9 protein-coding genes are annotated in these 13,131 nt (G+C 67.0%); 5 read left to right on the top strand and 4 right to left on the bottom strand.

Annotation, left to right across the window (positions count from 1 at the left end; genetic code table 11):
- Positions 1 to 91 precede the first annotated feature (91 nt).
- From sigE to tatB, 3 genes are all read left to right on the top strand, one after another.
- The gene (gene sigE, locus CKJ84_RS05745; RefSeq protein WP_095536998.1) at positions 92 to 706 is read left to right on the top strand and encodes an RNA polymerase sigma factor SigE; all 615 of its coding nucleotides are present in this window, start codon (positions 92 to 94) and stop codon (positions 704 to 706) included.
- Positions 707 to 846: 140 nt separating this feature from the next.
- Entirely contained in the window at positions 847 to 1,233 is a 387-nt protein-coding gene (locus tag CKJ84_RS12640) for an anti-sigma factor (RefSeq protein ID WP_143340318.1), read from the top strand.
- 12 nt (positions 1,234 to 1,245) lie between these two features.
- Positions 1,246 to 1,710: a Sec-independent protein translocase protein TatB gene (gene tatB / locus CKJ84_RS05735; protein WP_095275863.1), complete on the top strand. Its 465-nt coding sequence runs from the start codon at positions 1,246 to 1,248 to the stop codon at positions 1,708 to 1,710.
- A gap of 19 nt (positions 1,711 to 1,729) precedes the next feature.
- Here the strand turns inward: tatB and CKJ84_RS05730 are convergent, their stop codons facing one another.
- Positions 1,730 to 2,866, bottom strand: coding sequence for an Mrp/NBP35 family ATP-binding protein (locus CKJ84_RS05730; protein ID WP_095275865.1), 1,137 nt, complete (start codon positions 2,864 to 2,866; stop codon positions 1,730 to 1,732).
- A gap of 79 nt (positions 2,867 to 2,945) precedes the next feature.
- Here CKJ84_RS05730 and CKJ84_RS05725 point away from each other — a divergent pair, with 79 nt between their 5' ends.
- Both CKJ84_RS05725 and CKJ84_RS05720 read left to right on the top strand, forming a co-directional pair.
- Positions 2,946 to 3,518: a general stress protein gene (locus CKJ84_RS05725; RefSeq protein WP_198947126.1), complete on the top strand. Its 573-nt coding sequence runs from the start codon at positions 2,946 to 2,948 to the stop codon at positions 3,516 to 3,518.
- Between the two features lie 51 nt (positions 3,519 to 3,569).
- Positions 3,570 to 4,355: a hypothetical protein gene (locus CKJ84_RS05720; RefSeq protein WP_095536996.1), complete on the top strand. Its 786-nt coding sequence runs from the start codon at positions 3,570 to 3,572 to the stop codon at positions 4,353 to 4,355.
- A gap of 81 nt (positions 4,356 to 4,436) precedes the next feature.
- On the opposite strand, the gene CKJ84_RS05715 is transcribed toward CKJ84_RS05720, so the two are convergent.
- From CKJ84_RS05715 to CKJ84_RS05705, 3 genes are all read right to left on the bottom strand, one after another.
- A complete protein-coding gene (locus CKJ84_RS05715) occupies positions 4,437 to 8,216 on the bottom strand; it encodes a multifunctional oxoglutarate decarboxylase/oxoglutarate dehydrogenase thiamine pyrophosphate-binding subunit/dihydrolipoyllysine-residue succinyltransferase subunit (RefSeq protein WP_095275872.1) in 3,780 nt (1,259 codons plus the stop codon).
- 115 nt (positions 8,217 to 8,331) lie between these two features.
- Positions 8,332 to 12,048 carry an ABC transporter ATP-binding protein gene (locus tag CKJ84_RS05710; protein WP_095546202.1) on the bottom strand — a complete coding sequence of 1,239 codons (3,717 nt, stop codon included), beginning with the start codon at positions 12,046 to 12,048 and terminating at the stop codon, positions 8,332 to 8,334.
- Between the two features lie 4 nt (positions 12,049 to 12,052).
- Positions 12,053 to 13,012, bottom strand: coding sequence for a hypothetical protein (locus CKJ84_RS05705; RefSeq protein WP_158221675.1), 960 nt, complete (start codon positions 13,010 to 13,012; stop codon positions 12,053 to 12,055).
- Positions 13,013 to 13,131: the final 119 nt, after the last annotated feature.

Here is a 13,131-nt window from a genome sequence, read left to right as displayed (position 1 = left end):
CTGCGGATCGTGAGCGGATTGTTACCCGCCACCAGGCAAAGTGCCGGGCAAAGTGTTGCCCAGGCTTAGTTATCTCTGCCACAATAGAGTAATGACTTCACCGCGCGAGCAGCCCACCCCGAACGCCGACACGCTGACGGGCACTGCGGCGTTTGACGCTGGCCAGGGCGGGATGCCCACCTGGGCCGAGTTGGTTGCGGAGCACGCGGACAGCGTCTACCGCCTTGCGTTCCGCCTCTCCGGCAACCAACAGGACGCGGAGGACCTCACGCAGGAGACGTTCATGCGCGTCTTCCGCAACCTGAAGAGCTACAAGCCCGGCACATTCGAGGGCTGGCTGCACCGCATCACCACCAATTTGTTCCTGGACATGGTGCGCCACCGCGCCACCATCCGGATGGAGGCGCTGCCGGAGGACTACGAGCGCGTCCCAGGCACCGACATGACGCCGGAGCAGGCGTACACGGTGGCCAACCTCGATCCCGCGCTCCAGCACGCGCTGGACGAGCTCGGCCCGGACTTCCGCGTCGCCGTGGTGCTTTGTGACGTCGTCGGGATGACCTACGAGGAGATCGCCGACACCCTCGGCGTGAAGATGGGCACGGTCCGCTCGCGCATCCACCGCGGCCGTCAGCAGCTGCGCGCGTCGCTGGAGGCGCAGGCAACACACGATCAAGCGGCGAAGGACCTGATCCGGGCGCGGTAGTCTTACCTGCTGCGCGGGGCGGTCAGCGCATTCGGCGCCGGACGGGCGTACGCTAGGTGCAAATTGGGCCAGTGGCCTCAACATGCGATCGAGCGAGCACGAGGAGTAAAGGAGCGCACTGAGTGGGCGAGGTGAGCAGGGTGAGCAAGAAGATGCCGTCGGCTGTGTCGGCCTCCGGCGCACCCCGGCGCAAGCAGTTTTCCTCCACCGAGCACCTCAGCCCCGAGGCCATCGCCGCGTTCACCGACAACGAGCTCAGCGCCACGGCGGCGCGTCGCGCCCGTTCGCACCTGATGCAGTGCGCGGAATGCTTCGCCGAGGTGCAGGCGCAACGCGTCACCTCCCAGCGGGTGCGCCGTTGCAACGACGATGACTTGCACGCCCCGGACTCGCTGGTCGAGCGGCTGGCGCATTTGTGCAGCGACGACGTCGCCGACCGTCCGGGGGCGGATCCCTCCGCGCAGTCTCACGGCAGCATGTTGGACAAGATGGAAGTAGTTTTCCGTACGCTGAGGCGCCGCGGGTAGAGGGAGCAGGCAGTGTTTTCCAACATCGGCTGGGGCGAGATTTTCTTCATCCTCATCATCGGCCTCATCGTCATCGGCCCCGAGCGTCTGCCGGGCGTGATCCAGGACGTCCGCGCAGCCATTTATGCGGCCCGCAAAGCCATCAACAATGCGAAAGCGGAGCTCAACGGCGAATTTGAGGAGTTTGAGGAGTTCCGCGCGCCCATGCAGAAGGTAAGCAAGTACGCCGCCATGGGCCCTAAGCGTGCGATGGCGCAGATGCTTTTCGACGATGACGTTAAGGACGCGAACGCCCCCGGACACACCGACCCGCGCGCGGCGCTTCGCGACGACCCGCAGGCCCGGACCCCCAAGCCGCCCGTCAACCCGGGCGAGCCGGGCGGGGGCTCCACCCGCCAGGTGGCGCGGCGCGACGCCCAAGGAAAGCGCAAGCCGGACACCTCCGGCGGCGGATTCTCCTGGGCCGACATCACCTAGGCGCAGGCAGCGCCAGGGGCTACTTCACGCCGAGGTTCAAGCTCTTGCCCGCCAGCGAGGTGCGGCGGATCTTTAGTTTGTTTGCAACCTCCGTGATGGCCTTGGCAGCGGGGGAGTCGGGCTCATCGAGCACGACCGGCGTGCCCGTGTCCCCGTGCTCGCGCAGCTTCGGGTCCAGCGGGATCGACCCGAGCAGCGGGACCTCATTATCCGTCAGCGCGGTGAGGCGCTCGGCGACCTGCTCGCCGCCGCCCTCGCCGAAGATGTGCATGGTGGAGCCGTCCGGCATGACCATGCCCGCCATGTTCTCAATCACGCCCGCGATCGGCTGATCCGTCTGCTGCGAAATAGTGCCCGCGCGCTCCGCCACCTCCGCGGCCGCGGCCTGCGGGGTGGTGACGATGAGCAGCTCGGCGTTGGGCACCAGCTGCGCCACGGTGATGGCCACGTCGCCGGTCCCCGGCGGCAGGTCCATGAACAGGACGTCGAGGTCGCCCCAGTACACGTCCGCGAGGAACTGCTGGATGGCGCGGGTGAGCATCGGGCCGCGCCACACGATCGGGGCGTTGCCCTCCACGAACTGGCCGACGGAGATGTGGCGGACGCCGTGCGCGATCGGCGGCATGAGCATCTCGTCCACCACAGTCGGGCCCTGCCCCGCGGAGCCCATGAGGCCGGGGATGGAGTGGCCGTAGATGTCGGCGTCGATAATGCCCACGGAAAGCCCCTGCTTGGCCAGCGACGTGGCGAGGTTGACGGTCATGGAGCTCTTGCCCACGCCACCCTTGCCCGAAGCGACCGCGAAGACGCGAGTCCGTGAGTTCGGGTCGGCGAACGGGATCGCGGGGCCGCTCTGCTGGCCGCGGAGGGACTGTGCGAGCTCGCGCCGCTGCTCGTCGCTCATCGTGTGCAAGGTGACCGAGACTTCGCCTATGCCCTCGAGGTCCTCGAGCACCGCGCGCGTGTTGGACTCGATGGTGTCTCGCATCGGGCAGCCGGCGATGGTCAGGTATACGCCCACGGCGACATCGTTGCCGTCAATGGACACGGACTCGACCATGTTGAGCTGCGTGATCGGCTTGCCAATCTCGGGGTCCTCGACACGCGAGAGGGCCTCGTAGACGGCGTCTTTGGTAATCGGGGAAGTGTCAGTCATAACGCCTACCAAGTATAGGGTGGCGCGCGACGTGGCAGAAACGGCGTAGCGCGGTCCAGCCATGAGCGCGGGCGGTAAGATGTGGACGTTGCACGCGCAGGCCGCTGACTCCCCGGAAAGGACACCGACCATGACTTCTCCCTCGCTCCGAAGCCCGCAAAACCGCGAGATCCCAACCGGCTGGCCGGTGGGCAGCTTTGGCACCTACCAGGAGGCGCAATCGGCCGTGGACAACCTGTCCGACAACGAGTTCCCGGTGGAAAAACTCACGATCGTCGGCGTCGACCTGATGCAGGTGGAAAACATCACGGGGCGGCTGACCTGGCCGCGCGTGCTCGGCGGCGGTGCGCTGTCCGGTATGTGGTTCGGGCTGTTCATCGGCCTCATCATGGGGATGTTCGCCTCCGAGGGCAGCACCTGGCTGCTGGTGTCCATGTGTGTCATCGGCGGTGCTGTGTTTGGGCTCATTTCCGCGGCGTTTGCGTACGGATTCACCGGCGGCAAGCGCGACTTCGCCTCCGCGACCACGATCGTGGCGGGCCGCTACGACGTGCTCGCGGAGCAGGACGTGGCCACTCGCGCCCGCGACATGATCGCCGCGATGGGGCAGCCGCAGCGCCCGTTACCGGGGGCCGACGGCGACGAGCGTTAGGATCAAGAGGACCAAACGGCCGAACGTACTGACCGAGAGGACGGGATCTGTGTGGGCAAGGTGAATCAGCGGTGGCGACGCGTCGCCACCGCGGCGATAGTGACAGCGAGCGCGCTGTCCCTCGCGTCCTGCACGCCGTTTGAGCGGCCGGAGATTACCACCGTACTCAACGTCGGAGCAGAGGGGACGCTCGCTATCGCCGTCGACCCGGCGTCGCCGGAGCAGCTGGTCATCGGAGAGATCTACAACCAGGTCCTCGCCGCGTACGGCCGCCCGGTCGGTCTCGCGGCGAACTCGTCGTTTGCGTCGCGCAGCCCGTTGGACATCCTGAAGGAGGACAACGTCGACATCGTGGTCGGCTGCACGGGCCAGGTCCTCACGCAGCTGGATCCGCAGACCGCGGCAAGTTTCGCGCAGCCGAGCGACGAGGCGGCCGGAGCCGCGGACGAGAACACGACGAGTAGCGCGTCCGAGGCCGAGCGCCAAGATGAGGTGTATGCCGCCATGGTCGCCACGTTCCCCGCAAACGTTCGCTCGGTGGATCCCTCGCCCGCGCAGGCCTGCCAGGACAGCGAGGCCGCGAAGCAGGGGCTGCCGGAGAACATCGTCCCCATCATCAAAGACGGCAGGCTCACCCGCACCGAGTCGACCCGATTGAACTTTATTACGCGCGTGATGTCCACCAAGGACATCGAGGAGATGACGGAGCGCGTAGAAGCGGGGGAGACTGTGCGTTCCGCGGTGGCGGAATGGTTGATGGAATACGCGAGCATCAACATCAACGCCCCGAAAACCAAGGACGAGGACGAGAAGGACGGGACGCAGCGCGCGGCGTAGCGGGAGGCGTCGAGAAGCGCGCGCCCTAGGTGCGACCAAGAAGAAAGGCCCCCAGGACGGGGGCCTTTGTGCTGCGAGGCGTTACTTGGCGAATGCCTCCTCGAGCAGCGCCTTCTCCTCCTGCTGGTGCACCTTGGCCACACCGGTGGCGGTGGTGGACTGTGCACGGCGGGAGACGCGAACCATCTTCGGCATGTCCGGGATCAGCTCGCGCAGGTGCTCGTTGTAGAACGGCCAAGCGCCCTGGTTGGCGGGCTCGTCCTGGACCCAGCGGATCTCCTTCGCGTTCGGGTAGTTGGCAAACGCGTCGCGGAGGCGGTTGAACGGGATCGGGTGGAGCATCTCCACACGGATGATCGCGATGTCGTCGCGGCCGTCCTTCTCGCGCTTCTTCTCCAGCTCCCAGTAGATCTTGCCGGAGCAGAGCATGATCGTGGTGACCTTGTCCGTATCGGCGATCTTCTTGTTGCCGCGCTCGACAAAGTTCGGGTCGTCGATAACAGACTGGAAGCGGTTGACCTCGATGAAGTCAGCCGGCTGGGAGACCGCGGCCTTGTTACGCAGCATCGACTTCGGGCTGAAGACGATGAGCGGACGCTTCATCTCACCCATCGCCTGGCGGCGCAGGAGGTGGAAGTGGTTTGCCGGCGTAGACGGCTGCGCGATGGTCATGGAGCCCTCCGCGACGAGCTGCAGGTAGCGCTCGATGCGGGCGGAGGAGTGGTCCGGGCCCTGGCCCTCGTAGCCGTGCGGGAGCAGCAGCGTCAGGGAGGACAGCTGGCCCCACTTGGTCTCGCTGGAGGAGACGTACTCGTCAATGATGGTCTGCGCGCCGTTGGCAAAGTCGCCGAACTGCGCCTCCCACGCGACCATGGCGTCCTGGTTGCCCAGGGTGTAGCCGTACTCGAAGCCCATGCCCGCGAACTCGGTGAGGGCGGAGTTGAAGACCTCGAAGCGGCCGCCGTTGCCGGACTCGATCGCGTTGTGGTCGAGCGGGTTGTACGCCTCGCCGTTCTCCGGGTTGTACAGGACCGCGTGGCGCTGGGTGAAGGTGCCGCGCTGGGAATCCTCGCCCGCCAGGCGGATGAACTTGCCTTCCTCGGCCAGGGAGCCGAACGCGAGCAGTTCGCCCCAGCCCCAGTCGATGTTGCCGTCCTCAAAGGAGCCGCCGCGCTTCTTCATCACGGACTTCAGGCGCTTGTTGGAGGTGAAGTCCTCCGGCAGGTCCACAAACGCGCCAGCGAGGCGCTTGAAGGTCGCCTCGTCGATGGAGGTGTCCAGGCCGTGGGTGAGCTCCTGGGAATCGGTGATGCCGGTCTGCTCGCTCGGCTGGCCCTCGTGCTCCTTGACGTCGGTGAACACGGAGTCCAGCTGGTCGTGGAAGTCCTGGGCTGCCTTCTCGGCCTCCTCGGCGTTGATGTCGCCGCGGCCGACGAGGTCCTTGGTGTAGCGGGTACGGACCGAATCGTGGCTGTGGATGCGGTCGTACATCACCGGCTGGGTCACGGTCGGGTCGTCGGCCTCGTTGTGGCCACGCAGGCGGTAGCAGATGAGGTCGATGAAGACGTCCTTGCCAAACTCGCGGCGGTACTCGGTGGCCAGCTGGGCAACCCAGGCTGCCGCCTCCGGGTCGTCGCCGTTGACGTGGAAGACCGGGCAGTCGAAGCCCTTGGCCAGGTCGGTAGCGTAGAAGGAGGAACGGCCGGAGTCCGGGGTGGTGGTGAAGCCGATCTGGTTGTTCACCACGATGTGGACGGTGCCGCCGACGGTGTAGCCGGGCAGGCGAGACAGGTTCAGGGTCTCCTGGACCACGCCCAGGCCGGTGAAGGAAGCATCGCCGTGCAGCATGATCGGCACGACCGGGTGGTCCTCGCGCACGCCGGCTTCCTTGAGGATGTCGGCCTTCGCACGGGCCATACCGACGAGGACCGGGTCGACGGCCTCGAGGTGCGACGGGTTAGCGGCAAGGGAGACCTTGATCTCGCCGTCGCCGAACATCTGGATGTGCTCGCCCTGGAAGCCGAGGTGGTACTTCACGTCGCCGGAGCCACCTTGCTGTGCGGACTGCACGTTGCCCTCAAACTCGTTGAAGATGGTGGCAACCGGCTTGCCCACGATGTTGAACAGCACGTTGAGGCGGCCGCGGTGCGGCATGCCGATGACGACCTCGTCGAGGCCCTGGCCAGCGGCGGTGTCAATGACCGCGTCCATGAGCGGGATGAGGGTCTCGGCACCCTCGAGCGAGAAGCGCTTCTGGCCGAGGTACTTGGTCTGCAGGAAGTTCTCAAAGGCCTCTGCGGCGTTGAGCTTCTGCAGGATGTACTTCTGCTCGGCGTTGGTGGGCTTCGGCATACCGACCTCGAGGCGGTCGCGCAGCCACTCGCGCTCGTCGCGGTCCATGATGTGGGTGAACTCCGCGCCGATGTGCAGGGTGTAGGCCGCGCGCAGGCGAGACATGACCTCACGCAGCGTCATGGTCTCCTTGCCGCCGAACCCGCCGACGTGGAAGGTGCGGTCCAGGTCCCAGATGGTCAGGCCGTGGGACTCCATGAGCAGGTCGCGGGAGTCCGGCATGGGCAGGCCCGGCTGGTGCCAGCGCAGTGGGTTGGTATCCGCGATGAGGTGGCCGCGGGAGCGGTACGCCTGAATCAGCTGCATCACGCGGGTGTCCTTGTTCACACCGGTGTTGGGCTGGTCCTGTGCCCAGCGCATCGGGGAGAACGGAATTTCCAGGGCGGTAAAGATGTCGTCCCAGAACTTGTCGTCGATAAGCAGCTGCGAGATGTCGCGGAGGAACTCGCCGGATTCCGCGCCCTGGATAACGCGGTGGTCGTAGGTGGAGGTCAGAGTGACCAGCTTGCCCACGCCGAGCTCGGCGAGGCGGTCCTCGGACGCCCCGGCAAACTCAGCCGGGTAGTCCATGGCGCCGACACCGACGATGGTGCCCTGGCCCTTGGTCAGGCGCGGGATGGAGTGGCGGGTGCCAATGCCGCCCGGGTTGGTCAGCTGGATGGTCACACCGGAGAAGTCGTCCATGGTCAGCTTGCCGTCGCGGGCGCGCTTGACGATGTCCTCGTACGCGTCGATGAACTCGTTGAACGCGAGCTTCTCGGTCTCCTTGATGGCGGCGACGACGAGGGAGCGGGAGCCATCCTTGCCCGGCAGGTCGATCGCCAGGCCGAGGTTGATGTGCTCCGGCTGGACGGCGAAGAACTTGTTGCCGTCCTCCTTGTAGTTCTTATTCATGTCCGGGTGCAGCTTGGCTGCCTGGACGATGGCGTAGCCGATGATGTGGGTGAAGGAGATCTTGCCACCGCGGGTGCGCTTGAGGTGGTCGTTCACCAGCGCGCGGTTCTCAAACATGAGCTTGACCGGCATGTCTCGCACGGTCGTCGCCGTCGGGACCTCGAGGGACTCGTTCATGTTCTTAGCAATCGCCTTGAACGCGCCCTTGAGCTGGAACTCGCCGGGCTCAACCTCAATGTTGTTGATGTTGTCCAGCGGGGACTTCTTCGGCTTCGGCAACGTTGCCTTCTCCTTGGACGCGGTGGCCTTCGCGGCGGTGGCGGCGCGGTCGATCTGGGTCTCGCGGCCGTCCTGGCTCGGCGCGGCGGTGGAGGAGGAAACCTTCGGGTCGGTCTTCGCCGTCTCCTGCTTCGCAGCCGGCGCAGCGGAGGCCTTGGCGGCCTTGGGCGCCTGCTGAGCCTTCGACGCCTGCTGAGCCTTCGGTGCCTTGGGAGCACCCTCTGCATCGAAGAGCTTGCGCCATTCCGGATCAACGGAATCCGGGTTCTCCTGGTACTGCTGGAACATCTCGTCAACCAGCCAGCTGTTCTGGCCGAACGTGTTATCGCTGCTCACGGCAGGTCCTCGCCTCTTTCTGTCGGGTCTTTACTCGAACTAAATCTTGACTGTAATTCGCTTGATAGCCAGAGCGTTAAAACTCTCTCGCATTCTTCCACGACGCCACCATGGCCTACCCCCGATTTCGGTTGACTGCCCACATCCGGGCATATTTTCCGTCCGATTTCAGGAGGGTCTCGTGGGAACCATCTTCTATGATACGTCCTCCTTCAACGACAACTATGCGGTCGGCCCGTTGCGCGGTGAGCAACCGGTGCGCGACGATGATGGAGGTCCTCCCAGCAGTGGTGCGACCAGCAGCGTTGAGGACCGCGTGCTCGGTGGCCGGGTCAAGCGTCGCGGTCGCCTCGTCCAGCAACACCACATCTGGGTGGAGCAGTTCCGCCCGCGCCAGCGCAATAATTTGCCGTTGCCCGGAGCTGAGCCCGCGGCCGCGCTCGCCGACCGAGGCGCAGAACCCGCCGGGGATCGCCGCGATGACGCCGAGGGCACCGAGCCGGCGCACCGCGTCTTCGATCTCAGCCCGCGAGGCGCCCGGCGCGCCGTACGCGATGTTGTCGGCCACGGTGCCGGGGAAGAGGTAGGACTCCTGCGGCACCTGCGCGAGTGCGCGCCGCCATGCCGGCAGCGGGAACTCGGCGATGTCCGTGCCCGAGGCGGTGATCCGCCCGGCGGTCGGGTCGTAGAAGCGAGCCAGCAGCTTGACCACGGTCGACTTGCCCGCGCCCGTCGGCCCCACCAGGGCAACGGTCTCGCCGGGCCGAAGGTCGAGGTCCAGGTCTTTCACCACCAGGGTTGGGGTGTCGCGCTTGTCGACGCCCCCGTAGCCGAAGCTCACGCCCTCGAGAGCAAGCGGACCGCGGGCGGCGTCGGCGGCGCGCGGGTTGGTGCCGGTATCGGGCACGGTCGTGCGCTCCGCCAGGAGCTCCGTGATGCGGTCGAAGCTGACGGTGGCCTGCTGCCAGGAGTCAAAGATCTGGCCCAGTTGCTGGATCGGCCCGTAGAGCTGTCCGAGGTACATGGTGAAGGCGACGAGTACGCCGACGGAGAGGTCGCCCTCGGACACGCGCGTCGCGCCCACGCCGACGACGGCGGCGGTCATGATCTGCGAGATGGCCTGCATGCCCGGGAAGTAGGCGGCGAGGAGCGTCACGGAGCGCATACGGAGGCGTCGATAGGCGAGCGAAGCGTCTGTGAACGCCGCCTCGGCGCGGCGCTCCGCGTTGTACATCTGCGTGACGCGGATGCCGCCGATGAGCTCCGCGAAATCGCCGTTGACCACCGAGATCTGGGCGCGGGAGGCCGTGAAGTAGCGGCGCGAGAGGCGGCGGAAGATGAGCGTGGCGACGACGATGACGGGCACCGCGCTCATCGCGGTGAGCGTGAGCTGGCCGTCCGTGGCAAGCAGCATGGCGGAGACGCCGACGAGGCTGCCCACCGCCACGATCGCCTGCGCCAGCCCGGTCTGGAGGAAGCTGGAGAGGGTGTCAATGTCCGTGGTCAGGCGGGTGATGATGCGCCCGGACAGGTGCCGCTCGAAAAAGCTCAGCCCCAGCTGCTGCAGGTGCGCGTAGGTGCGCAGGCGCAGGCCGTAGAGGAGCCGCTCGCCGGAGCGGGAGGACAGGACGGTCAGGCACGCGTCGGCGGCCCAGCCGATGAGCACGACGGCGAGCGTCGCGCCCGCGATGGCACACAGCGCGCGGAAGTCGTTCGGTGCGATGCCGCGGTCGATCGATGCACGGATGAGCGTGGGAAACGCGAGGTCGGCGAGCACGCCGACGATGAGGAGCGCGACGCTGCCCGCGATCAGCCAGCGCACCGCGCGGAAGAGCTGCGAAACCTTGAACTCGTTGCCGCTGCCCGTCGGGGTGCGCAGCCGCGCAAGCGTCGCCTCGTTGAGGTTCGGCTGCTCTCGCGCGGGCGGGAGCTTTGCGACGTCAGCCAGCAACCCAGCATCAGCCATGATGGTATGCCGACCGCCCCCGCTGCTGGTCGCGCGGGCGGCGGATGCCGCGGCCAGGTCGGGGTTCGCGGATGTGGAGTGCTCGTCCGGCCAGAGCAGGTGCTCGGGCGCCTCCGCGCTCGCGGGGGCCTGCGTCGCCTCGGGGGTCATGAGTGCGCGGTAGGCGGGCGTGGCGACGAGGTCCGCGCGGGGGCCGTGCTCGGTGACGTGGCCGGCGTCGAGGATGAGGACGGTGTCGGCGTGGTCGACCGTGGATTGGCGGTGGGCCACTGTGAGGACGGCGACGTCGCCGAGCTCAGTGCGAAGGTTGTGCAGGATCTCGGCTTCGGTGATGGCGTCGATGGCGCTGGTGGCGTCGTCAAGCACGAGCACCCGCGGCTGCGAGAGGAGCGCGCGGGCGAGGGCGACGCGCTGGCGCTGCCCGCCGGACAGGGTGAGCCCGCGCTCGCCGACGAGTGTGTCGTAGCCGTTGTCGAGGCGCTCGATGAACTCGTCCGCGCGCGCCAGCCGGGCCGCGCGGTGCACCGCCTCCGTGAGCGCCTCGCCCGACAGCGCCGCGGGCGCGCCGAGGGCGATGTTGTCAAAGATGGAGAAGGAGAAGAGGAAGGCGTCGTCGAAGACGCAGGTCACCCGGTCGCGGAGGTCCTCCTGCGCAAGGTCGGAGTAGGGAGTCGTGGCCAGGGAGGCGTCGACAAGCGCGCACTGCCCGGAATCGGGGGTGTAAAAGCCGCCGGCGAGTTGCACGGCCATGGTTTTGCCGGCCCCGGGTGGGCCGACGACCGCGAGGGTTTCGCCGGGGGAGACGGTGAAGCTGACGTCGTTAAGCACTGTGGTCCCGCCGTTGGAGAATCGCACGCGATCGAACGCGAGCCCGACGGGGCCTTCCGGGGCGCTGCTGCGCGCGGGCTCCGGCGAGTGCGGGGCGAGGGCGAGGACCTCGTCGAGGCGGTCGAAGCTGCTCATACCCATCTGCAGGCGCACGTACTGGTTGGTCAGCATGGACATCGACGAGGTCAGCGACGTCAGATACGTGGTGAACGCCACGAACGCGCCGATGGTGATGCCGCCGCGCATCACCATCAGCCCCGCCGCGACGATGGTGATGACCAGCGCAATCTTGGGCAGCTGTGATAACAGCGGCTGGAAGCGGGCAGTCAGTTTCGCCGCGCGCATCTTCACCGCGTACAGCTCGCGGCCGAGCGCATCAAGCTTATCGACGCTCCTTCGCTCCCCGCCGAACGCCTTGACCACCCGCACCCCGGAGACGGTCTCTTCCACGTGCTCCGCCAAATCCGCCGTGGCCTGCTGGTTCACCCACGTGGCGGCGTAGAGCGCCTTCCGGGAGCGGTTCGCCTCCCACAAGATCAGCGGCAGCAGGCACAGCGCCATCGCCGTCAGCGACAGATTCATGCCCACCATGACGACAAGCGTGCCGACCAGCTGCATCGCGCGGGTGAAGAACATGGGCGTCTGGCCCAGGACCATGGCGTACTGGTTGAGGTCCGAAATCGAGCGGGCCACGATCTGGCCGGTGACAATCGCGTCCTGCCCGTTGCCATCCAGCCGGTGCATCGTGCGCAGCAGTTCCACGCGAAGCCAGTGCTGGGAGGTGGCGGAGAGCCGGCCCGACGCCCAGCGGCGCACCGCGCCCAGCGCGTACGTAACCAGTGCGACGCCAACCATCGTCCACGCGGTGCGCGAGACCGAGCCGGTGGCATTGCCCGTGGCGATGTCCACCGCGCGCCCCGTCAGCGCGGGGAGGAGGACCTGCAACACCGCGGCGGCCGCAGCGGTGGAAAACGCGAGCGCCGCCGTGACCGGGGTGGCGGTCAGCGAGCGGCGGAATAGGGGGAAGCCGTGGGGCACGGCGCTACTTGGTTGCTTCGATGGCGGCGTCGACCTGCGCGCGCTCCTCCGCGTCGTTTTTGCCGCGGCCGAAGATGTTGAGGATCCACTGCGCGAAGCGCTTCGGGTCGAAGCTCAGGCCCTGAGAGTCCTGCCCGTCGTCCTTCTTCGGCGGGAGCGGGGTAGCGAACGCGTCCGGCACCGGGTCGAGCGACTGGCCGACGCGCTTGATCACCTCATCCGCAAGCTTGCGGTTTGCCGTGGTGCCAGCGACCGCGCCGAGACCCAGCGGGAGGAGTTTGCCAATCCAGGCGCGGCGCATCTTCTTTCGCACCTGCTTCAGTGCGGCCTTGGTGAGCATGTTGTTTGCCTCAGCCAGGCCCGGGCCGGAGAAGCGTGCGAGCGTGGACTTGGACGGCAGGCGCGAGGCGTTCTCGCCGACAAACGTGTCCACGATGGCGAGACCCTCGGTGCCCACCAGCGTGGTGAGCACCATTGCGCGGCGCTGCTCAGGGTCGGCCGGATCGTCGCCGCGCAGGTACGCAGACGCGACGGTGTAGAAGGCGGCCAGATCAAGGAAAAGGACGGACTCGCCGGCCACCGCCGCGCTGCCGGAGATCAGGCCGACGCCCGGGACCGCGGCGGCGGCGCCGACGCCGGCGCCGGTAGCGGAGACGGTGTTGCGGAAGTGCGCATCCATGCGCTTCTGCACGTCCTGCGGGGTTGCGTCCGTGTCCTGGCGACGCAGCCAGTCCACGTACGCGCGGATGGTGCCGGTCTGGAGCGAGACGGCCTTGTCCACGGAGCTGATGAAGGCGCGGGCGATCGGGCCGGCGCCTTCGGCCAGCTGCGCACCGTTGGCGGCAGTGACGTCGCTGGTATCGCTGGCATTGCCTTCGCGGTTCGTGCTGTCCTTGTCGTTGTTGCGATCAAGCAGTCCCATGCTTTCCTCCTCCGGGGCGAGCCCGATAGTGTGATATTGCAAACCTATTGTGCACGTTTCGGCCGAACGCTCGGTGATTGCTCGTGCCCACCTGGGCGGTCGGACCGAGTTCCGCACGGTATAGCGTTGCGCGTGCGGTTTCCATTCCCGTTGCCGTTGAG

Origin of the sequence: Corynebacterium sp. NML 120412 (genome assembly GCF_002285155.1) — a bacterium.
Lineage (GTDB): Bacteria > Actinomycetota > Actinomycetes > Mycobacteriales > Mycobacteriaceae > Corynebacterium > Corynebacterium gottingense.
The sequence above is the reverse complement of the archived record's forward strand: the minus strand, read 5'-3'. Positions and strand labels throughout refer to the sequence as shown.